This window comes from Nocardia sp. NBC_01730 (genome assembly GCF_035920445.1).
Classification (GTDB): domain Bacteria; phylum Actinomycetota; class Actinomycetes; order Mycobacteriales; family Mycobacteriaceae; genus Nocardia.
The window spans coordinates 1,314,841-1,337,413 of record NZ_CP109162.1 but is presented as its reverse complement, the minus strand read 5'-3'; the positions used below and the strand labels follow the sequence as shown (position 1 = coordinate 1,337,413).

21 protein-coding genes are annotated in these 22,573 nt (G+C 65.3%); 14 read left to right on the top strand and 7 right to left on the bottom strand.

The genetic code is table 11. The features are described 5' to 3' along the window. The first annotated feature begins 12 nt into the window (after positions 1–12). The 12 genes from OHB12_RS05155 to mobF all read left to right on the top strand — a co-directional run bounded on the left by OHB12_RS05155 (position 13) and on the right by mobF (position 15,994). Positions 13–579, top strand: coding sequence for a hypothetical protein (locus tag OHB12_RS05155; protein ID WP_327116645.1), 567 nt, complete (start codon positions 13–15; stop codon positions 577–579). Between the two features lie 72 nt (positions 580–651). After that, positions 652–1,890, top strand: coding sequence for a hypothetical protein (locus OHB12_RS05150; RefSeq protein ID WP_327116644.1), 1,239 nt, complete (start codon positions 652–654; stop codon positions 1,888–1,890). A 79-nt stretch (positions 1,891–1,969) separates the two neighbouring features. Further along, the gene (locus tag OHB12_RS05145; protein WP_327116643.1) at positions 1,970–2,185 is read left to right on the top strand and encodes a hypothetical protein; all 216 of its coding nucleotides are present in this window, start codon (positions 1,970–1,972) and stop codon (positions 2,183–2,185) included. A gap of 120 nt (positions 2,186–2,305) precedes the next feature. Continuing rightward, positions 2,306–4,171 carry a ParB/RepB/Spo0J family partition protein gene (locus OHB12_RS05140; protein ID WP_327116642.1) on the top strand — a complete coding sequence of 622 codons (1,866 nt, stop codon included), beginning with the start codon at positions 2,306–2,308 and terminating at the stop codon, positions 4,169–4,171. A gap of 119 nt (positions 4,172–4,290) precedes the next feature. Continuing rightward, positions 4,291–4,629, top strand: a complete 339-nt coding sequence (locus OHB12_RS05135; RefSeq protein ID WP_327116641.1) for a hypothetical protein — start codon at positions 4,291–4,293, stop codon at positions 4,627–4,629. 43 nt (positions 4,630–4,672) lie between these two features. Next, the gene (locus OHB12_RS05130) at positions 4,673–5,524 is read left to right on the top strand and encodes a bifunctional DNA primase/polymerase (protein ID WP_327116640.1); all 852 of its coding nucleotides are present in this window, start codon (positions 4,673–4,675) and stop codon (positions 5,522–5,524) included. A gap of 26 nt (positions 5,525–5,550) precedes the next feature. After that, entirely contained in the window at positions 5,551–5,832 is a 282-nt protein-coding gene (locus OHB12_RS05125) for a hypothetical protein (RefSeq protein ID WP_327116639.1), read from the top strand. Positions 5,833–5,933: 101 nt separating this feature from the next. Continuing rightward, positions 5,934–6,494: a hypothetical protein gene (locus tag OHB12_RS05120; RefSeq protein WP_327116638.1), complete on the top strand. Its 561-nt coding sequence runs from the start codon at positions 5,934–5,936 to the stop codon at positions 6,492–6,494. A 353-nt stretch (positions 6,495–6,847) separates the two neighbouring features. Beyond that, positions 6,848–7,288, top strand: a complete 441-nt coding sequence (locus tag OHB12_RS05115; RefSeq protein WP_327116637.1) for a DUF3085 domain-containing protein — start codon at positions 6,848–6,850, stop codon at positions 7,286–7,288. A 276-nt stretch (positions 7,289–7,564) separates the two neighbouring features. Beyond that, positions 7,565–8,059 (top strand): single-stranded DNA-binding protein, encoded by a 495-nt coding sequence (locus OHB12_RS05110; RefSeq protein ID WP_327116636.1) that lies wholly within the window; start codon positions 7,565–7,567, stop codon positions 8,057–8,059. Positions 8,060–8,407: 348 nt separating this feature from the next. Next, a complete protein-coding gene (locus tag OHB12_RS05105) occupies positions 8,408–9,610 on the top strand; it encodes a hypothetical protein (protein WP_327116635.1) in 1,203 nt (400 codons plus the stop codon). A 357-nt stretch (positions 9,611–9,967) separates the two neighbouring features. Next, positions 9,968–15,994: a MobF family relaxase gene (gene mobF, locus OHB12_RS05100; RefSeq protein ID WP_327116634.1), complete on the top strand. Its 6,027-nt coding sequence runs from the start codon at positions 9,968–9,970 to the stop codon at positions 15,992–15,994. A 239-nt stretch (positions 15,995–16,233) separates the two neighbouring features. On the opposite strand, the gene OHB12_RS05095 is transcribed toward mobF, so the two are convergent. From OHB12_RS05095 to OHB12_RS05075, 5 genes are read right to left on the bottom strand one after another with little or no spacing between them, the layout of a single operon-like run. Next, on the bottom strand, positions 16,234–16,662 hold the full coding sequence (locus OHB12_RS05095) for a YbaB/EbfC family nucleoid-associated protein (RefSeq protein ID WP_327116632.1): 429 nt from the start codon (positions 16,660–16,662) through the stop codon (positions 16,234–16,236). Further along, entirely contained in the window at positions 16,655–17,074 is a 420-nt protein-coding gene (locus OHB12_RS05090) for an ankyrin repeat domain-containing protein (protein ID WP_327116630.1), read from the bottom strand. Before OHB12_RS05090 ends, OHB12_RS05095 begins: the two co-directional genes overlap by 8 nt. Next, on the bottom strand, positions 17,075–18,502 hold the full coding sequence (locus OHB12_RS05085; protein WP_327116628.1) for a WXG100-like domain-containing protein: 1,428 nt from the start codon (positions 18,500–18,502) through the stop codon (positions 17,075–17,077). It lies immediately after the preceding gene. Next, a complete protein-coding gene (locus tag OHB12_RS05080; RefSeq protein ID WP_327116626.1) occupies positions 18,502–18,798 on the bottom strand; it encodes a WXG100 family type VII secretion target in 297 nt (98 codons plus the stop codon). Before OHB12_RS05080 ends, OHB12_RS05085 begins: the two co-directional genes overlap by 1 nt. Beyond that, on the bottom strand, positions 18,795–19,145 hold the full coding sequence (locus tag OHB12_RS05075) for a WXG100 family type VII secretion target (RefSeq protein ID WP_327116624.1): 351 nt from the start codon (positions 19,143–19,145) through the stop codon (positions 18,795–18,797). Before OHB12_RS05075 ends, OHB12_RS05080 begins: the two co-directional genes overlap by 4 nt. Positions 19,146–19,331: 186 nt before the next feature. Here OHB12_RS05075 and OHB12_RS05070 point away from each other — a divergent pair, with 186 nt between their 5' ends. Then, the gene (locus OHB12_RS05070) at positions 19,332–19,832 is read left to right on the top strand and encodes a GNAT family N-acetyltransferase (RefSeq protein ID WP_327116622.1); all 501 of its coding nucleotides are present in this window, start codon (positions 19,332–19,334) and stop codon (positions 19,830–19,832) included. Between the two features lie 282 nt (positions 19,833–20,114). Further along, positions 20,115–20,654 (top strand): hypothetical protein, encoded by a 540-nt coding sequence (locus tag OHB12_RS05065; protein ID WP_327116620.1) that lies wholly within the window; start codon positions 20,115–20,117, stop codon positions 20,652–20,654. A 243-nt stretch (positions 20,655–20,897) separates the two neighbouring features. On the opposite strand, the gene OHB12_RS05060 is transcribed toward OHB12_RS05065, so the two are convergent. Both OHB12_RS05060 and OHB12_RS05055 read right to left on the bottom strand, forming a co-directional pair. Then, entirely contained in the window at positions 20,898–21,599 is a 702-nt protein-coding gene (locus OHB12_RS05060; protein WP_327116618.1) for a hypothetical protein, read from the bottom strand. A gap of 252 nt (positions 21,600–21,851) precedes the next feature. After that, positions 21,852–22,499 (bottom strand): cysteine hydrolase family protein, encoded by a 648-nt coding sequence (locus OHB12_RS05055; protein ID WP_327116616.1) that lies wholly within the window; start codon positions 22,497–22,499, stop codon positions 21,852–21,854. Positions 22,500–22,573 lie beyond the last annotated feature (74 nt).

Below are 22,573 nucleotides of genomic sequence, written 5' to 3'. Positions count from 1 at the left end.
CACCGATTCGCCATGCCCGCAGCAGCTTTCACGCTCGACGAGAACACGAACTCCGCCGACAACGGCGCGGCATACGACATCTTCTCCACCGACGATGCGCCGGTGCGGGGGCAGGTGTTCACCGACATGGCCGAGCACTCCGTGACGGTCGACGGGCGGGTCGAATCCCGGCCCGCGGTTGTCTTCCGGTTCTTCGGACTCGATGTCGACGGCCACCGGCTCGGGAACCCGTGCTGTACAGCGAAGTTCCATCCGTCCTGGACAGGTTCCGCGTTGATCACCAGTCTCGACGAACCCGGATTCCTGACAGTGCAGCTGAGCCAACGCATCACCGCCGTCGGTGACACCGTCGCACAGCTGGTCAACGAGCTGGTCACTGCTATCGCTGTCGATTTCCTGACCGATGAGCGCGTGGCACGGCATCGCCACTGGCTCGCCGACCAGCGTCGTCTCAACGCGATTCGTGAACACGAACATGCCGAGGGCCTCGAGCAGCAGGCGTTTCACCGATTCCGCGAAGCACGTGCCGCCGCCGACGCCTCCTACGCCCTGCTGCGTTCGGTGCGCCAGCAGTCCTGAGCAATCCCGCCCCACAGCGCGCCGTTCTTCGAAATCAGGTTCCTTCGAATCTGTTTCCTGAGAGGTGTTTCCATGTCGATCGCTACTTCCGCGCGTCACGCCGAGCTCGGTGACCTTGTCGCGTTGCTCAACCGGCAGCAAGCCGCGAAGGTCGATGTCGTCGCCCCCGCATCGGCGTTGCGGGCCCGTGATGGTGTGTTGGATCTGTCCGGTGTCGAACCGGTCTTCGACGAACGTGGTGTCACCAGTGTCGATGGTCTCTACCGGCCGACCGCCGCCGCGGATGCCCAGATCGGTTCGAAGCTGAAGATCCCCGTCGGCTATTTGAAGTGGCTGCGTGAACAGTCACGCACCGACCTCTACGACGCCAACGTCAACGGTCTGCTCCACGGCCCGGATACTGTCGGGTTGTTGTCGGGGGCCGGTGATGACCGCTCATTCCTGCTGCGGCTGTTCACTTCCGGGGTTCCCGGTGAACCGGGGATTCTGCGCGCGCTGCTGTCGGACCGATACGGGATCATCGACAACCTCGACCTGCTGACCGCGGTCCTGGACGGCATCCGCCTCGCCGACGCCGAGGTGACGGTCCGCTCGTGTGATCTGACCGAGTCCACAATGCACTGCAAGGTGTTCTCCCCCAGAGTATCCGCCCTCGCACCAGGGTTCCTGGCGAACTACCGCAATCCGTTCGCCAACCCCGAACTCGACGCCGAACGCCGTCGCGTGGCCGGCGAGCTGGATCGGTGGCGGCCGATCGCCGCGCGCGACGGTCAGGGTTACGCACCCGGTGCCGAGCCGGTGGTGTTCGCCGGGTTCCGGTTCTCCAACTCCGAGATCGGGCATCGGCTGTTCACGTTGAAACCGGAACTGCTGGTCAGGATTTGCGGCAACGGGCTGACATTGCCGCTGTTCTCCTACACCAAACGTCACATCGGCGACAAACTCGACGTCGGCACGGTGGGCTGGTCGCAGGACACCTACCGCAAACGGTTGGCGGTCATCACAGCCGAGACCCGCGACAAGGTCGCCGAATGGCTGTCCCCGGAGTTCCTCAACGCCCGCATCGGCGAACTCGAACACCGCGCCGGAACCCCGGTCACCCAGCCGGACAAGACGATCGAAGTCTTGGCGAAACGTCTGGGGTTCACCGAGGACGAGCGGACCGGGATCCTGTCGCATTTCATCGCCGGGGGCCAGCTCACCGTCGCCGGGATCGCCAACGCTGTGACCAGCTACAGCCAAACCATTCCCGACGCTGACCGCGCCGACAGCCTCGACGACCTCGCCTTGCACGCCATGTCGCTGGCCTGAGAACACCCGCGCCTCATACCGACGACCTGCGTATTTCGAATCCGGTTGGGCCGCAGCGCCCGTGAACAGGAGGTAACTGATGGCCGAGACCCTCACCCGCGCCGAGTTCGCTCTCGCCGAGCATCTCGGTGGCGCCGGAACCGTCGCCGCCCTCGGGCAGGCAACGGTGGATGGGTGGCGTGAGCTGCACCCGGACTGGCAGGGCAAGCACTGGTCCTACACCGAACCCGACGAACGCGGCGCGCGGTATCTACGCCCGATCAACATCGCGCCCCGCACCAAGAACCAGAACTGAAAACCCGGGCATCCGTCCCGCGCTTTGCCCGCTCAACCACTACCTCATATCCAGACCGGGCAGGTCCCGGACAGTCCAAAGCTGTCCGGGGCCTGCCTGTTTCACGATAGGAGCTCCGCAATGTCCCTAGACACCGACACGCCGACCGTCGACCTCGACGCCCCACCCGCTACCGACCATCCCGATCCGCTTCCCGCCATCGACGATGGCCCCGCCGCCGATACAGCAGCACGCGGTGACTCCGCGTCTACCATCTCCGATGTCATGATCGACGCCGACGCCGACGCCGATGACGTCGGCGGCGAAGCGCACGCCGACAGCGGCAGCGTTGTCGTTGTGGGGCCGGGCGAGGATGGGTGCATGGATCCGGCGCTGCTGGACATCGCCGATAACGTGCGCAAGAGCTTCCGGCTCGAGGATTACCCAGAGGTCACCGAGTCGATCAAAGAGCACGGTGTGAAGAACCCGATCAAAGCGATCCGAATGCCCGACGGGCGGATCGTGGTCCGCGACGGGCAGGTCCGCACCTTGACCGCGCTCGCGTTCGCACAGGAGCGGGTGCCGGTGTGGCTTTGCGACGCCGACGAAACGTTGAGCGCGAAAGAATCCGAGATCGCGCGGATCAGTGAGCAGATCACCGTCAACGATCGGCGGATCCCACTGACCGATGGTGACCGCGCCGCCGGTATCGCCGACATGCTCGACTTCGGCGCGTCGGTCACTCGGGTCGCTCGGGAGTTGCAGATCAAACGCGACCAGGTCAAGCTCGCGGGCAAGGTCGGTGCCTCCCCCACCGCCCGTGGTCTGGTCGATGACGGTCAGTTCGATTTCGAGCAGGCCGCGATCATCGGCGAGTACGAGGCCGTCGGCGACACTGACGCTGTCGAGCGGCTGCTCAACGCCGCGCGCTACAACTTCAACTACACCGCCAAACTCGTTGCCGCTGACCGCGACGAACAACGAGCGTTCCTCGCTGCGGCGCTGCCGTATGCCGAAGCCGGGTTCGGAGTCCTGACCGATTACCCCGACATCTACGTCGCCGACCCGGAATTCGTGTCCGCGACCGACCTCGTCGACGCCAATGGTGAGGCCATCGGTGCCGAGCAGATCCACACCGACCCGGGCCGGTGGCTGGTCTGGGTCGAGAAGGCCGAGCTGCCGGTGTATGTCGAGGTCGACACCGGGGCGATCGTCGACCCAGACACGGTGGACTGGGCCACCGCGCACGATCCCGAACGCACCCCGGCCGAGGGCAAGCGCCATGCCAGCGAGGTCGAGGAGCGCGACCAGTGGCCTGTCGAATACCTCCTGCCCACCGATCAGCTCGCCGCTGCCAACGTGTTCCTGCCCGCCAACGAACCGACCGAGATCGATAATCCAGACACCGCAGACGGGGACGACGACACCGACGACGCGGTCGACGATGGGTCCGCCGCCGAGCTGGCGGCCCAACGGCGCGCCGAGGCCGAGGTTGAAGCGGAGGCAAGGCGGGAACAGGAGCGTCAAGCCGCGCGGCGTGTCCGCGAACTCAACAAGCAGGGCCTTGCCGCGGAGGAAGCACGCAAGGACTTCGTCACAAAATTTCTCAAGCGCAACAGCTTGCCGGTGGTGGCGTCGAAGTTCATAGCCGAAGCCCTCGCCTCCGATTCCGGTCTGCTCGGGGAGTACAACGCGCTCGAAAATGCTCTGGAGTTGCTCGGCATCAGCGGTGGCTGGCGCCCGCAGTTGTTGCAGGCCGTCGACAGCGCCAAGCCTGCTCGCTGCCAGGTGATCGTGCTGGGGCTTGTGTTCGGTGCCTACGAGAAACGCACCAACAAGGACTGCTGGCGATACTCCGATCGCGGTGTCCGCCACTACCTGGGGTTCCTGCGCGAGCTCGGTCACTACCTCGTCCCGGTCGAACTCTCGGCCATCGGTGAGCTCGCTTTCGACCAGATCGACATCGACAACCCCACCCACACTGTCGATCTCGACCAGGCCGCCTGACACCGCGGTCGCCCCCTGGCCGGTGCGTCCCCGCACCATGTCCTCCCAATTCCACCCACTGGCGGGCCGCCGTTGAACCGGTGGCCCGCCGGTTCGTCTCGTCCCCGTCAGGAGACCCCATGCAGATCACAGAAGACCCCCGCATCGACGACGTCATCGCGACCGCCCGCGGATACCAGGCGCGGAGCCTGTGTCTGGTCGACGGACAGCCCGCCGACCTCACCTTGATCGTGGATACGACCACCCCGGAGCGGTCCCGCTACACCGTTCACGTGTTCGACCAGATGAGCCTGCGATGGTGTCCGATCCTGCGTGCCAGCGCCCCGGACTTCGGGCCCATGCCAAGCCAGTGCGACGACGTGCTCACCGTCATAGCCTGCCGCAAGTTGGCCACCCAGCTCCACGACGTCGCCGAGTGGGTCCTGCGGACCGCCCGCGACCTCGGGCCCCGCTGGTAGTCACCGCTGCGGTGTCACCTACTCCGAGACGGAGGTAACCCCCGTGTCCGATCTCGACCCGCTGCGGGCGGTGGCGTTGACCGCCGCCGCCCACGGCTGGCCGGTGTTCCCGCTGCGGCCCGGCGGGAAGACTCCCGCTATCAAACGTTGGCCGGAGCAGGCGAGCACCGACACCACACTCATCGACCGCTGGTGGTCCTGGAACCCCCGCTACAACATCGCGATCGCAACCGGTCCCGCCCGGTTGCATGTCATCGACCTCGACAGCGACCACCTGCCATCACCGGCACCCGACCTCGACCATGCCCTGCACCAACTGGCAGATCATCTGCCCGAGCCAGCGCCGCTGACCTTGACAGTCGCCACACCCCACGGCTGGCACCTGTATTACCGGGCACCGCGGCAACCTCGGCTGCCGTGCACGATCGGCCGCGTCGCCGCCGGTGTCGATTCCCGCGGGCACGGCGGCTACATCGTCGCCCCCGGATCCCGCACCCCGGCCGGGATTTACCGCGTCGTTCAACAGCATCCGATCGCAGAGCTGCCCCCGGCGCTGATCACCGCACTGACCCCGCCATCACCACCGACGCCTGTGGTCGGCGGTCCTGTGGTCGGGAGTTCGCACTCGTATCTGGGCGCGATCTTGTCCAGCGAGACCGACCGCGTCGCGCACGCCCGCCCCGGCACCCGCAACCTCGCGGTCTTCAGCGCCGCGCTGCGCCTGGGGCGGCTTATCGCCGCCGACGAACTCTGCGCGCACACCGCCCGGACTGTTCTCACCAGGGCCGCGGAAAGCCATGTGGGGATCGAGGGCTTCACCGCGGCCGAGCTCGACCGCGCGGTGAGCAACGGATTCCGCTACGGCGCGAAACACCCACGCCGACTCCACCATTGACCTCTCCCCCGTCGACAGGAAGGCACATGCCCGAATTCGCTGTCAGTTGGCACATCGACCTCAGCGCCGACACACTCCTGCTCGCGGCCACCGAGGCCCTCGAAATTCACCGCGACGCTGCGTCTCTGGCCACGGTGTTCGACATCCGCGACGAACACGACACCACCTATCGCATCGACCTCGACGACGACGTCCCCGTCGTCCTCGCACGGTCACGAATTCCCCGCAGGGGGTTGTCCGCGTGGCTGTCCGGCCGCCTCACCGCATGGGCTGCGGTCCTCGACGACGCACCGGGCGTCGCCGCCTGAGTCGCCCGAATCACGCGATAGCTCACAACAATTCGATCTTGACGATCCCCGCCATCGCCACGAGTCGTTAACGGTCTCCGTGTGTGAAAGGAGCAGCGCCGATGGATTCGATCGATCTGTGGTTCCGGCTGTCCGAGGTCCGACCGATCGCCGAGCACGCCGTGGCCGCCACCGAGCATGCGCCGTCGTTGAGCCAGCACCTCGACAACGAGCCCAGTCAGCCGTCGTTGATGTGGGTCAAGGATGACGGCACCTACCTGATGAGCAACGGGTCACCCCTGCAACTCGCCGACCCCGAGAACCCCACAGGCGGCGCGAGAGTCGCCTACGCCCTCGACTGGGGCCAAGGGACAGGCCCCGACATCGGCGTCACACCGGTCGGTAGTGACGACTTCGCCGAACACCTGCCGCTGCACGAGACAGTCCTACCCGGAAGAACGCTGATCGAACTCATCCGCTCCTACGACGTACAGGCCGGCTGGTTGATCATCACCGCCAACCCGGAACCTTCGAAATCGCCTTCCCCACCAGCCAACCCGCCAGGGAACAACGGCGGCGCGCGCGCGTGGCAAGCGGCCCTCCGTGAAGCGCTGATGTGGATCAGCTTCGCGCGCACCCCGAAATGGGCGGTCCGTGACCAGCCGACCGACACCGCTAACTAACGCAGCAGCCCGCTGCTCCTACTGTGTCGGCCAGCGCGAGGACTGGCTTCCCGGGCACCGCGCTCAACTCTTCGACATCACCGAGTACGAAATGGCCAGCTGTCAACCTTTTCCGGTCCGGTAATCGCTTTGTTCCACGCTGAGTTCGACGCCTTGCTCACTCATGAGTTGGCCGTCCTCAAAAAGTTCGCGGCGAGCACCCACCGCACATGGCACGCCCTGAACAGCACCACCTGCCGCGCCATGCCCTGACTACCCGCGCCCGAACCAGCGGCCGTGCTCGGGGCGCGGATTCAAGGGCGCGGCTGAGCGATCCGGTTACCGCGCCGTCCAGACAGGAAGGGGTTACGCCGATGGCGTCGATCGAACTGTGGTTCCCACTGGCCGAGGTCGGTCCCATCGCCGAGCACGCGATGACTGCTCAACAACATTCGCGTTCACCGTACGAGCCAGCGGATGCACCGGCTGTGCCGTCACTGGTGTGGTCCAAAGACAGCGGCACCTACCTGCGAAGCAATGGAATCCCCCGCCAGCTCCCCGACTCCCGACAACCTGACGGAATGACTCGGATCGTCTACGCCCAAGGCTGGGGACCCGGAACCGAATCACGCCTCGCGGACACCCCTGTCGGTGGCGACGACTTCACGGAGTACCTGGACCTGACCGAGATCCTCTCCGGAGGGACCACCCTCGCCGAGGCCATCCACACGTGCGCGCTGCTGGGCGGTTGGATGCTATTCACCGTCCGAGCCGGACAACTCGACATCGGGTTCGCCCCCACCAAACCCAACTAATCACCTCGCCGCCGCGGCCAGCGCACCGCCACGTCCATCGGCGTTGCCATCGACAGCGGTATTCGCCCACACATGCTGCGCCGTCTGGCTCTGCCCGGAACAGCGCCGCCGCACTCGGCGTCGAGCTCGGACACCACCTCGGCATTGCGCATCGTTCGCGTGCGCCAGTCGTCGCAGTCACGTCGAACGTCAGAACGCTACCGCGCCAAAGAAATTCGATGTCCATTCCCGGGCATCGTCTCGAAACCTGTTCCTCGACAAAGGGAGTAATCAGTCATGGCCGGAGACACCACCATCACCGTCATCGGGAACATCACCCAAGACCCCGAACTGGTCGTCACGACCACGGGCGCAACCGTCACCAATTTCACGGTCGCCTCGACACCACGATATCTCGACCGCACCACCAACGAGTGGAAAGACAGCGAAGCATTGTTCCTGCGCTGCAACATATGGCGCGAGCCCGCCGAGCATGTCGTCGCGTCGCTGACTCGCGGGGCGCGGGTGATCGTAGTCGGTCGGCTCAAGCAACGCAGCTTTCAAACCCGCGAGGGCGAGAAGCGCACCGTCGTCGAGCTCGAAGTCGATGAGGTCGGCGCGTCACTGCGTTTCGCCACAGCCAAGGTCACCAAGGCCACCCGGCGCGGTGGTTGGGGCCAGTCCAACCCTACTGCTTCCCGCGCAGGTGGTTCTGACGATCCGTGGTCGTCACTGACCGCGCGTGAACCGGCGTTCGCCGGTGCGGGAGCGGGGGACGAGCCGGGCTTCTGATTCTGCTCTGTGCCCCTGCCCCGGTGGGGCAGGGGCACAGACAGTCATCGAGTGGGTAGGGATGCCCGTCTGGCCGATCGTCCAGCCCGACGAGGGCTACCAGACCGACGCCCGACACGGCGGGGCCCGCGCCCGGCACCACCGAATTTCACCTCGCGCCCCGCATCAACGCGGCGGTCACGTTCGGAAATTCGGTGGTGCACGCCCCGGCGCGTTCCCCGCCGCGCCGACCGCCGACCTGGTCGAGACGCCCTCAGGCTGGCCGCCCGGCCAGCCGACCATCCCCGTGGCATGTCACGTACGCGCGGGGCCGGGCCCTATCCGCTCGCTCTGAAGGGAAACACTCCGATGACCCGTTACGAACCTCAGACCTTCCTCGACGCGATCGCCCACATCGACTGGCAACTCGACGCCGGTCAACACGACGACGCCCGCGAGACGTTCGAACACGCGCTCACCAACCTCGCCTCCCCTGCCGACCTCGACAAGCTCGTGCGTCTCGCTGACACCTTCACCAATGATCCGTATGTAGTCGCGTCAGCGCGGTTGCGGTCGCTGTGGCGGCGCTCCGACGCCGACCTCCAAACGTGGCTCGACATGTTCGTCACCCGCACTGATCCCGGCCTGCATCGCCCCGCCGAAGTCAAGCCCCGCTGGATCACCACTGTTCCGATCACCGCCGTCGACTGGAAGGTGCGCCGCATGGTCGCCCGAGACCCCAACCGCAAGCAGTACGGCACGCCCTCGCTTGCTACGAAGATCGCCGCCAAGCGGGCGTGGAGTCGTCCCGAGCACGTCGAGGCGATCAAGTCCAAGCGTCGCCCCGTGCGCGAACCGCGTGTGGTCACCGACTACGTCCGTTCCCGGCTCTTCGTCGATGCCGACCCGGCACTGCGACCGTCGCAGTGGGATCGCAACTATGTTCGCCAGGTCGCCGAGCAGGTTCTCGCCGAACGCGACCGTGCCGGTGCCCGCACCCGCGACGACTTCGACTCCATCGCAATCGCCCGCACCCGAACCGGTCTCAACATCCGTGACGACGACCGACCCGCCTTCCTCACCAACGGCAACGGCCTGGACTACGACCACTCCACGCTCGCGCCGTTGCAGGGGTGGGTGTGCGTGTACTGCTTCGGCGAACGTGCCTGTGCCGACCGGTTCCGCACCGGCACCGACGGTCATCGTGTCAGCGACGATGGTCTGTGCCAGCACTGCCGCGACACCGGCCGCGCCGGGATCGCCGCGCTGCCCGCCGGTTTCGGCCTCGCCGAGGAAGTCGCCGCCTACTGCCAGTTCCTCACCGACCACTACCCCGCCGTCGCTCCCCGCTTGCTCGATGCGTTGCGGGAACGCTCCACGGGGGTGGTGCGAGGGCTGGTCCTGGCATTCCTCGACCACCAGCGCACCGGGCAGCCCGGTGTACCGGTCACCACGCTGACACCGGTGGCGTTGCGGAAGGCACGCTGCTGCTCCTGCTACGCCCACGATCGCCTCGTCGACACCGACGACCTCTGCGACGACTGCCGCCAGCACTTCCTCGTCGCCGCCTGATCATCCCGACGCTCCCGCTGTAGGCGGGAACCCGTTCCCGGTCCGCCGTGGTGTCCACTCCTGCGGCGGACCGGTCACCAATCAGCCGCCTGCCCATCCGTCAACCATCAACCCACCGCACACATCTCACCCCACGCACCCAACAGACCTCATTCCTCCCACCTCACTCCCCATCCTCCCCATCCACTGCTTCTTCTCTGCTCCCTCTCCCTCCCTCCCCGCCTCTCTTTCATAAGCACACCTCTTGCATCCAGGCGATAACAATTCAGTAACGACCTGGGGATATGCTTGATTTGACGAAAAAATAGTCAAACCCAACCCCTGGCGATAATTGCCTGATGCGTGCCTGATGGATATATGACCGCGACAATTCATAAAGTCGTGGCAGGCAATGGCTATCAGTATTACCTGCGTAATGTCGCCGCGAACGATAATCCCGGTCGCGGCCGGTCCAGCCTGGCCGACTACTACTCTGCCCACGGTGAAGCACCAGGGCGCTGGCACGGCACCGGCCTGAGCTCTCTGGGCATCACCGCAGGTGATGAAGTCACCGAAGAGCAGATGAAATCCCTGTTCGGACTGGGTCGCCATCCCAACGCCGACGCGATCGAAACCGCGGTCTACGACGAGCATATAGGGCGGGGAGAAACTCACAAGAACGCGACCCGCGCAGCGGATCACGCCTCTCGTTTAGGTAACCCGTTTCGTGTTTATGCGCAGGTTTCCGACTTCCGGAAACGGTGCGCGCAGGCGTTTCAGCAACACAATATTGCGCAGGGATCAGACCCGCACGGCGCCATTCCCGATACCGAGCGCGCTCGAATTCGCACCACTGTCGCGACGCGAATGTTCACCGAAACCTACGATCGCGCGCCCTTGAATGAGCGCGAGTTGTCGGGGTGGGTGGCACAGAACTCTCGACCGAACACCACTGCGGTCGCCGGTTTCGATATCACTTTCTCGCCGGTGAAGTCGGTGTCGGTGTTGTGGGCGCTGGCACCCCGCGCGGTCGCGGAGAAGATCGAGGCCGCACACCAGGCCGCAATCGGTGACGCACTCACCTGGCTCGAGCAGCACGCGGTCTTCACCCGGTTGGGGCGCAACGGGATCCGGCAGGTCGATGTCGAGGGCATCGTCGCAGCAAGATTCACCCACCGCGACAGCCGCGCCGGGGACCCGGACCTGCACACACACGTCCTGATCGCCAACCGCGTGCGCACCCTCGACGGGCGGTGGCGCACCCTCGACGGCACCGCGATCTACCAGGCGGTGGTCACCGTGTCCGAGATCTACAACACCCGCTTGGAGCACCACCTCGAAGATCTCGTCGGTGTGGAGTTCACCGAACGCCCTGGTACTGATCCGACCAAGCGGCCGATCCGGGAAATCATCGGCATCCCAACCCCGTTGATCCAGGCGTGGTCGCGGCGGGAAGCGGCGATCAAAGTGCGCCTGGGCGAGCTCGCCGCAGATTTCCAACACCGGTTCGGGCGTGAACCGATTCCTGGGGAAATGTATGACCTGGCCCAGCGCGCCACGCTGCAGACCCGCCCCGCCAAACACCAACTACGGTCACTGGCCGAGCAACGCGCCAGCTGGCGGGCGGAAGCGGTAGCGCTGCTTGGGGGTCGAGAAGTGCTGTCGCGGATGGTTGTGGCTGTGTTGAATCCGGTGCGGACACCCCGGGTGGTGGTGTCAGCGCAGTGGATCACGCGCACGGCCGAGCGCGTGCTGGAGGTGGTGGCCGAGCACCGATCGACCTGGCGGCCCAACAATGTGCGCGCCGAAGTCGAGCGGCAGGTCCGCGGCCACATCCGAGGCCAAGATTGGGCACAAGCCGCCGAAGCCGTCCTGAGCGAAGCACTCTCACCGGCGCAGTCGATCGAACGCGGCGACCCCGATATCGCTGACGCGCCCGAATTGCGCACAGTGCCCGAGCTGTTGCGTCGTCGCGACGGCTCCAGCGTCTACACGTCTGCGGGCTCTGGGCTGTATACCTCGACGCAGGTGTTGTCGGTGGAACAGGCCCTGATCGAGCTGTCGGTGACCTCCGGCGCCCGCCAACTCTCCCCCGGCACGGTGGCTGCGGCGGTGCACACCTACAACACGCTCAACCCGGATCGGCCGCTGAATGCCGGACAGGTCAATGTCATCGAAGGCTTCGCCACCTCGGGTTTGCGGATACACACCGCCAACGCCCCGGCCGGGTCCGGGAAGACGACCGCGATGGCCGTACTCACCGACGCCTGGCACACCAGCGGCGGACAAGTCCTCGGCCTGGCCCCCACCGCCTCAGCCGCCGCCGTGCTCGGGGACTCGATCGGCGCCCGAGTCGAGACCGTCGACAAGGTCCTCGACGTCCTCTCCCGTCACACACCGCGACCGGACAACCCGGCGCTGGACCGTGATATCCCGCCGCCGCTGCCGGAATGGGTGCTGCAAATCGATCCCGGCACGTTGGTGATCGTCGATGAGCACGTCAAGCTCGGCAACCTCAAACGTCTACGGCTGCTGCGGTTTCTGGCCTCTCGTGGTGCGACGGTCCGCTGTATCGGTGACGATCAGCAGCTGCCCGCGATCGAGGCCGGCGGTGCGGACGCGGACATGAATGCCGCCACCCCAGAGCACACCATGACCCTGACCCATGTCGTGCGCTTCGCCTCGACGGCCGAGGCGACGGCCAGTTTGCAGCTGCGCGAAGGCGATCCGGCCGCTCTGGGTTGGTATCTGGACAACGCTCGTGTGCACGCGGGCCATCACGGTGCGACCCACGATGACGCTTACACCGCCTGGGACGCTGACCATCTCGCGGGCCGTGAGGCGATCATGCTGGCCGCGAACCACGACGTGGTGACCGCGCTCAACGCTCGCGCCCGCGTCGATCGCATCACTCGCAGCGGTGGTGTCGCAGGCGCGGAATGTAGGCTCGCCGATCGCACGGGGGCCTCGGTCGGTGACACGATCCGAACCCGTCGCAACGATCCACGCCTGCGTTTGGGTGGGCGTGATTGGGTGCGCAACGGCTATGCCTGGACCGTCACCGCCGTCCACGATGACGGCAGTTTGACCGCCATGCACCTGCGTTCCGGTGGTAAACACGGTGCGAGTGTGCGGCTTCCCGCCGACTATGTGGCCGCGCATGTGCGCCTCGGGTACGCGACGACGATCGATTCCGCGCAGGGAATCACCGCCGAAACCTGCCATGTCGCGCTCACCGGAGGTGAGTCCCGGCAGCAGCTTTACGTCGCTATGACTCGCGGTGTGTACGCCAACCACGCCTATATCCCGACCGCGTTGGATGGCAGTGAGGGCTCGTTCTGGAGTGAACCGGCGGTGTTTCCGCGCACCGCGGTCGAAGTTTTGCTGCGCGTCCTGGGCCGCGACGGCGCACAAAAATCGGCACACACGCAACTACGTGACACGCTCGACCCGCGCACTCGGATCGGCCGCGCACTAGATATCTACCTCGACGCGCTCGGCGTCGCCGCCGAACACGCCCTCGGCGCTGATGGCTTGGATCGTCTCGACACCGCCGCGGAAGCACTGCGCCCCCACCTCACCGATAGCCCCGCCTACCCGGTGTTGCGCCAGCATCTGGCGATGATCGCGTTGTCTGGGCGTGATCCGATCGCTGCCCTGCACGCTGCGGCGGGCGCGCGGGAACTCGACACCGCCGATGATGTTGCCGCGGTGTTGGACTGGCGTCTGGACCCCTCCGGCGCGCACTCCACCGGCACCGGACCACTGCCCTGGGCACAGGGGATCCCACGTGGCATGCGCGAAGACCTCGACTCCACACAACTCACCCCGCGCGCCCGCATCGTCGGCGACCTCGCAACCCAGATCCGCCGGGATGTCCACTGGTGGACTCCGGTGACCGCGCCGCATTGGGCTCGACCTCTCGTCGGCGCCAACGAGGGGCTGCTCGGCGAACTCGCGGTCTGGCGCGCCACACTCCACGTCGACGACCGCGACATGCGCCCCACCGGACCTCCTCGCTACGCCGCGCTCGAACGTGAGCACCAACAGCTACTCGACGAGCGGGTCACCCACACGCTCGGCGATATCCATCTGCCAGTGAACAAATGGGCCGCCACCGTCGAACGTATGGACGCCCGCGTCGTGACCGACCCGTATTGGCCCATCCTCGCCGACAAGATCGAAGTCGCCTCCCGCGCTGGAATCGACATCGAAATCCTGCTCACCGATGCCGCCGCGTCGCGGCCACTTCCTGATCAGATGCCCGCCGCCGCGCTGTGGTCGCGTCTGGAATTGGAACCCTCAGCACTGGACACCGGTCTCGGACACCGCAACCTACGCCCGGACTGGATCACCGATCTGCGCACGGTGCTCGGTGACGAGGCCGCCGAACGCGTCATCGCCGACCCGGCCTGGCCGCGCGTGGTCGCCGCGATCGACCGCGCGACCGGCACCAAGTGGACACCCCAGCAACTACTCACCACCGCGCACGAACTGCTCCTCACCGCCCAACCCGACGACACATCCGGTCTGCGCCCCGACCAACTCGCCAGCGCTTTGGCCTGGCGCATCGACGCGCTCCTGCACCACACACCCACGCAACACAGCGACCATTCCACCGCTGATGCGGCCCCTCGCGCGGGCTCGCCGGAATCCACCACATTCCCCGTTGCACCACCAGAACCCGAATTCAACGAGGAGAGCGGCCAATTGGTGAAACCCGAACCTGCGCCACCACCGGTGTCCGATGCAAACGTCGGGACCAAACACATCCCTGGTGAGGTCTCAGAAGGTATCCGTGAGGTGGCCGAACTTTTCCGCACCGGTCAGATCGCCGCCGCGGTCGATGCGTTCGGCGATCTCACCGGGATCGCGACCGACGAACAACACGTGATCCTCGCCGATATCGCCGAAACCCTGTACCGCAACAGCTTTCCCGTCGCCTGCGCGCGCTTGCGGTGGGCGAACGAACGCTTCCCCCAGTGGCGGGCACTCATCGAAGCCTGCACACCGGCCAGCGACCCACACGTCTACCAAACCCCCACCACCCCAACCGAACCCGCCTACCGGCGCGACCGACGCAGCGAAGTCGCCCGCGACCACCCCGCCCACACCGACCCTGATGCACGCCGCGCACAACTCCCCGAAGCACAGATCGACGCACGCCGAGTCGAGCAGGGCTACCACGACACCCGCGCCGACGTCGACGAGCAGCCCTACGACAATGTGATTCCGGACGGGGTTCTGCATCACTACTACCGCACGGTGTTACCCGATGCACGCCCGAAGTACCGCCCGATCGATTACGACCGCGCCGCCCTGCCCGACACCCGAGGACTGGACTGTGTGGCCTGCGGTCTCGAACGCACCCGCACCGACGCCTCCCCTGTTCCGCCGCGCCGCGCCGACGACGGGCTATGCGGCGAATGCCGCGACAGCGATCAGCACGGCATCCCCGACCACGATCCCGCCGACCACATCACAGCACGCTGCACCCACATCACCGCCACCAAACCACCCGCCGCCGCCCGCGCCATGCTGCGCCGCGACTGGCGCGCCACCCGCAACCCGGCACACCGGGCCACGATCGAAGCCTGGATCCGCGACCACCCGGTCCTCGACACCGCGCAGCAATCACGCTCCGGCGACCCGGCCCTCGCCGATCCAGCATTGGACAATCCGCTATTCGAATTCAGCGACACTCAACTCGACGAACACATCGCCCAGCTACACCAACGCCTCGCACTTACCGAGACCGACACATTCGTATTCAACCCGCCCCAGCACCCACCCGACAACGAACCAGTCGCAGACGATCTCATCCGCCGCCGAATAGCCGCACAGCACGCGATACGCGACGCCCGCAACGCCGACCAGCAACTCCACACGGCCGCCACAGCGTTCCATGCGGTCGCGACAGAACTCCACGAAGCCCGTGCTCATCTCGACGCCGAACCCAGCTATCGACGCGGCCAACGCCGCGCACTCCAAAAACGCATCGACACTCTCATCGCCGAACAAACCACGCGCAGCCGCGAACACAGCACCGCACGAGCCGCCGCCCGCCAAGCAAACCGCGACGCCATCCTGCTCGCCGGCACCACCGACGGCTGGGACCAACTACTCAACACCGACCCCGAACACACACCCGATACAGACCAACGCCGCGCCGAAGCGACTACCGATGCTGACGAGGAAGCCCGGACACGGATCGCCGACATCAACCAACAGCTCGAGCAATACCGCACCGAACAACACCGCCGCCACGCCCTCAACCCCACTCAGCTAGCGCACGAACAACAACATCGACAGCACACCGCACCGGCAGAGGAACCCGACAACGAGAACACCGCCCACCACGCCGAGCCCGTCAATCGCCTTCCAGACGACGATCTCGGACTGTAAGCGCCGGTCAACCTCAGTCGATGAGCGGCGAGGAAGTAGGACCGCGTTGCATGAAGCACCTACTGAATCGTCGTGGCCTCTGCGTCGGCAAAGTTGGTGAACCAATCGCTCCCGACGACCATCCCCAGGTGTGACCTCTGAAATTGCAGACCTACACTGCGGTCAGCCATGAGAGCATGAACTTGACTCTGCCTCCGCCGCAGCATAATTCACTAATTGTTTCCCAGTCGATTCCGCTGCTATCTGTTCCAGCCTTGCTGATTCCTACGCGCGAAGTAGGCATCGTCCGCAGCCTGGATCTCCTCTTCGGTCAGCGCCTTTGGCGCAGGGGCCTCCGGTCGTCCAAGTGTTTCGCGGATCGTTCGCATCCCGGCTTCGACGCGTTGGTCTTGTGTGAGCGGGCGAAGAGCTAGCTCTGCTTTGGCTGCCGCGTCCCGCTCAGCGGCGGCGGTCGCTTGCAGGATCATGCCTGCCAGCTTGTCGCCCAATTGAAGGGCACCGCGGTGGAGTTTCAGATCACGCAGGTGTCCACCCGAGTCGACGATTGCCGTAATGGCTCCGTTGCCGGCGGTCGCGGTGCCGCGGATCTCGGCGAGCGCTGCTTGTACCTGTGCGGCTTTGGTTTTCATCTCCTCGATCGCGGCATCAATGTCCGGGTTGTCATTCATCGAGCAGGTCCGCGAATTCAGCACGCATGGCGGGGTCGTTGCCGATTTCCTTCACGGTGTCCAGGGGGCTCTTCGGTCCGAAGTACGATTTCATCGTCGCCTTGGTCGGGTCTGCTCCGCGCGCTCGGAGCAGGCGTACCGTGCCGATCGGGTCTGCGCCAGAGGACATGATCGCCCAATAGATCGCAGGCATGCCCTTGTCGGTCACCGCGTCGATGTCGGCCCCCGAGTCGAGGAGCAGCGCCACCACTTCCGGCGAGGCCGCTTGCGCTGCGAAATGTAGCGGCGTCCACTCATGCTCGTCTATGGCGTTGACGTCCTCGGTGGCGAGCAAGCGTTGCACAGCAGCAAGATCACCGTTCGCGGCGGCGTAATGCAGTGCCGTGCGGTCGTATTCGTCTCGTTGCGTCATCTAGTTACCTTCCCGTCTGTGGCTTCGGTTTCCGGTCATGTCCTCAACGTGGAACCAGTCTGGGTGGCTGTTGACGAGGTCGTCGAGCTCCTTCTGGGTCAGGTTGTTCGTTTGTGCGTCAGCGAGCAGTTTCCGGTTCTCGAAGCCCGAGTTGTGTCCGTATTCCCACTTCGGGTTTACCGGGTAGAGAGAATTGTTCGCCGAGTCGATGTAATACTTGCCGTCTGGTGTCTTGTCCAGCTGTGTCACCCACGGTTTGTCGTCATAGGACTTGTTGATCGGCACCTTGACTTCGGTCTCCGACTTCACAATGTAGAAGTCGTCCTCCCCGGTAGTCCCGGGGCGACGCCAGGTCTTGGTGCTGGCCACGATCTTGTCTTTGGCCGCCTGGGTGAGGTTCGGGCGGCGTAGCTTCGACCACGACGTGAACGCCCCCGGCGCGACAGCGCCGTCGACACCAGCTAAAGCTGGCTGCGCACGCAGCAGCGGGATCAACGCCTCCGAGCCGCGAGCGATGGCTTGCGACACTGCCGCTGGGACGCGCACGATCTCGACCAGACCTACCAGGGCACGAATCGTTGTGGCGATGCGAGCCCCATAGACGCTGATCGCCAGCGCCATCCCGCCCTGCGCGGCGGCCGCGGATCCGCCGCCGGTGAAGGGGGCGGCGATCCAGCCGAAGGTTTGGTCCAACGCCACCAGCGCGGCGAGCTCGATGAGCGCTCGCTTGATCGCATCCTTGGTCTGCTCGACCGAATCCGCGTACGAGTCGCACGATGTCGCGAGCGACTCGCATACACCCGCCAGCGAGTCGAACTGGCCCTTGACGATGTCGGCCTGCTCGAGCGCTTGCGATGTTTCGGTGCTTTGCTGTGCCTCGATCAGCTCCCGCGCGTTCGGCAAGGGGGCCGCCGCGATTCCCAGGTCGTTGGCCATGGTCCGCCACGCCGCGGCGGCTTTACGGAGAACATCAGGATGCCCGTTCGGCCAAATCTCGCCCTCGACATACCCTTTGATCCAGTTCCAGCCCGTCGGCTCAGCGTCGTGGCCACCGTAGGCAGCCGGGGGTTCGGGAGGTTGGTAGACCTTCAGCGTCCCCGGCGGGAAGACGACATCGCTGGGGTTCGGTTCGGGTGCGGACTGCGAATTCGCGTTGGCGTGGTTGGCGGCGGTGAACTGCAGCAAGTCGTGCATCTGCCCGACCGCGAGCGCGAGATCACCCAGCGCGTCAACGGTGTCCCACGCGGCCGGGTCATAATCGTTGGACCACTTCCTCCCGGCGTTGTCCGAGCCCGCGCTTCCGCCGCATTCCCCAAGGATTTTCGTCAAGGTGCCGACGCGGGTCGTCAGTGCGTTGTGGACACCCTCGTAGACGTCGGCCGCCTTGGTGAATCCCTGCGGATCCACTTGCACCACAGGAGGTGCCATCAGGGCCACATCTTGGTGTTGGTTTCGATGGCGGCACTGTAGTTTTTGTGCGCGTTGCGCGCGACCTCGCGAAGCTCGTCGAGATTTTCGCGCATCTCGTTCACGCCCGATACCCACTTGTCATGCGCGACCTGCTGCGCGGTCGCCGCATGGCTGGACCACGTCACGTGCAAATCAGCAATGTGTCGGTCGACCTCACCCAACCAGTCCTCGATGTTCTTGCCGAACTTCTCCATCGTGTCGATCGCGGCATCGAACTGCTCGAGATCGACGCGGTAACGGTCATTACTGGTCACGGCAGATCCAACCCCTGCAGCCCGGTGATCGCGTCTCGGTTTGTCGCATCGCGCGTCTCGTACTGGTTGGCGGCTTCAGCGAGGTTTGCGGCGGACTCCTCCAACGCAGCGATGATCGTGTCAGCTCCGTGCTTCCACTCCACCCACGACTCGTCGTACGCGTTGGCCGCTTTCCCTTGCCAACCGTCGGCAAGGAGTTCCTTGCCGATTGTGTCGTCGAGCTTCTTCAACTCGTCTCGGATGGTCTGGGCTTTACCGGCGGCAAACCTTGATGCCTCACGCAGTCGGTCAACCTCGACCCGGAGTTCTCCGGACAACCCCGCCTCCCCTCGCAGTGCAGTTCGCATGTGCACTATAGGACGCATGACTGGGCCCCGGTTCCATCCAGTCCGGACCTGGCGGCGACCGACGAGAACAACACCCCCGGCTGATTCAACAGCGATCATCCACCTGATGAGGTGCACGATCATCGCTGACCGGTTCGATAGGGAAAATGCTTTGCAGTCATCGCCCCTGCCGCGCAGGATCAGCGCATGATCGTGCACCAACTCGACCACAACGAGTGGACGGTCGTCCGAGCCGTCCGGCTCGACGCGCTCATCGAGTCACCACCAGGAACGTTCGGGTCCACCTACGAGGTGGCGTCGGGATGGAGTGAACAACAGTGGCGCCAATGGATGGAGGGGAGAACGCTGTTCACCGCCGACATCGAGGACGGTACTGCGGTCGGGTCGGTCGGTGCCATGATCGAGAACAGCCTTCCGGTCGTCGTCTCGATGTGGGTGACGCCAACTCATCGAGGAACCGGACTATCCGACCAGCTGCTACACGCGGTGATCGACTGGGCGCACGCTCGCGGGCATCAGGAGTTGCGACTGTGGGTACTCCAAAGCAATCGCAACGCCGAGTCCCTCTATCGCAGAAACGGATTCACCAGAACCGGGAATCGGAAGCAGTGCATCGACTGGCCTGAACAGTTCGAGATCGAGATGTCGCTCGCGTTGGAGCCTGACCCCACTGAACCACAGCACTGACAGCTGAACCGTCGGGTTGGGGACCGCTCGACCTCGCGGCAAGCCTTGCGCAGAATACGCAACTCGTCCGGCCGCAGCTCCCACTTGCCGACGATGTCACGCCACAGCTCCGAGCCTCCGGGCTTGAGCCCTTTCGGCGGAGCAGGTTTCGACGCCATGTGACCTCCAGGATCTCGACCGCCACCAGGACGGCTGGCAAGTGGAAAACCTCGAACGCGCGGCCTGACGCCGCTACGGTGGCGAGGTCGCCGCCGCCGGGACGTACTCGAATTGTTCGGAACGTTGATCACGCTGTACGGGCTGTGGTTCGCATGGAACCGGAACACCAACGAGGCGCTCAGGCGCCGCATCGCCAGGTTGGCTGACTTCGTTGCTAATCGAACAAAGCACGTCCTCGCGCATGTCTTTCCGCACCTCCGACGAGATGCCGTGGTCGTTGCCACAGCGGCCGACTCATGGGCTATGGCGCACAACGCAACCGTCATTACCAATCGGCTATCGACCCGACCACCCCGGCAGAGACCCAAATCCAACAGCTCGCAGGACAAATCACTGCACTTAGCAACGACCAGCAGAAGATGCGTCAGCGAGTTGATCAGCTTGAGCGCTGCGCGCTCGCAGGCGGATCACGCCGAAACAGTCGCGGCGCAAGCAATCGCGGCCTTACTCGCGCCCGGCGTCCCGGCACAGCGGATCATCCGCACCAGCACCGGCCCTGTCCGCACGGTATGCGATGTCAACGCCATCAGCCTTCGCGCGGACCAGGTCGAGATCGCCTACCTCCTCGAACGCGACACAGGGAACCGAACAAGTTCCCGATAGTGCAAACCGTGCTCTATCCGAGGCGAGGCCCTTTCCGCCAACGATGTCGCGGTGCTATTGCGATGCCAGGTGAGCGCCGCGGCGTGTTTGTGCTTGACGGCCTGCTGGGCGAGTGCGGTCAGCTCGTTGATCCGCTCGACGAGCGGGGCGTTGGCGAGTTGGTCGGCCTGATGACCCAGGCTGCGTTGTAGCGCGTCACGTTCAGCACGCAGGGTACGGTTCTGCGCCCGGCGGTGCTCGAGATCAGTCAGCAGGCTCGCCGCGGACACCGCCGTCCCGGCCTGCCGGTCCCGGTCGGGCTGCGCGGCTTGGCGGGCGCGGGCGGGTAAGGCGTTCCTCCTTCAACGCTACGACCCGGCGGTTGATGTCGCGGCGGTAGTCGATCTGTTCAGGATGGCGCAGCTCATGTGCCATCAGCGCGGCGATGCGGCAGGCTTTGCGGTCGTCCGGATCAGTAGCGTGCTCGGCCGCGCGGGACAGCAGCGTGTACACCTGCGACCACATCGACCCGACCGCGACCAGCACAATCATCACCTCGGTCAACGCCAGCTCCCGAGCCTCGTGGTCGGTGATCTCGGCACTGAGCGGCCCGTCGTAGACCTCGAGCGCCACCTGTGGTGCCACCAGCCGAGTCACGGTGTCGTGCCGTTCGCCCAGGTACGGTAGCGACGGTGCGGCTTCGAGCCACGACAACGCGAGTTCCAGCTTCTGCCGCCCCGGCTTGCCGCAGAAATTCTCCCCGGGCCAGAACCGGGCGAAGTCCATTTCCAGGACCGTTTCCTCCAGCAGCCGGTCGGCAGCGTAGGTCAGGGAAAGCCCTTCCCACCCAGCCAGCACCGCGGCCTCGGTGTCGGTGGGGTGGGTGGCCTTCACCCGTTGAAAAGTGTCGTGCAGCAGATCCAGCGCGGTCATCCCTGTCATCGTCGACGCCTCGGCTTCACCCATGACCTCGATCATCGCGCGTGACGGTCGGCGACTCACCGATTTCGGCTCCTAAGGCGTGGCCCGGCTCGTCGGGGTAGGGGTCGTGGTGTCCGAACTGGTGGGCGCTGGGCACGAACTCGGCAGGAATGCCCACAGCCCACAGCGCGATCCGGCGTCTCTAGAAGCAGGCCAAGGTTCGGCAGGGCCAGGTGTTCACGTGCAGCAGGATTCGGGCGGCCTTGGGGTCGGTGCGCGCAGCTCACGCAGGCAGCTTCAGCTCGACTCGTGCCTCACCGTGATCGGTGGAGCCGGGTCGTGTCGCTGTGTCAGTGTCTGCCGCAGCATCGTTTGGGCCCTGTCGATGTCGATGAGCTGGCTGCTGCCAAGTAGCCGCGACATCAATAGCAGGGCGGCGTCGTGGATTTGTTGTGGTGGATGTCGGCTGGTGTTAGAGGCGCAGGCGTCGGTGATGATCCACGGTGTGAGGCCGTGGTCGAACAGTGCGAGCGCAGTCGCGAGAACGCAAGCGTCGGTGGCGATTCCGCACAGAAATACGTCGCTAACCCGGTGGTGGGTGATGGTTTCGGCGGTCTCGGGAGTCAGCGCGCTGTAGGTGGTCTTGTCGATGACCTGGACCCGAGGGTTGCGGGCGTGGTGTGCGAGTTCGGTGACGATATCGGTGTCGGGGGCCGATGTCATGGCGTGCCAGCCGAGCAGCCGCTGAAAGGGCGAGCCGGAATGGTTCAGGTAGCGGGTGAGGATCACGGGTGCGTCGACGGCGAGCCATTCATCGACCAACGCCGCAACAGTCGGGACCACAGGAGCCGAGGCCGGCACGACGAATCCGTTCTGGATATCGATCGCGAGCAACAACGGCAGCGAGCCCGAACGGTGGTGTGCGGTTACGCTCTGCGGCCTCATGATCCCCCTCAGACGCGGCAATGCCGATGTGCCGGATCAGATTAGCTCGACTGTCGGTGGTCTGTGGTGGACTT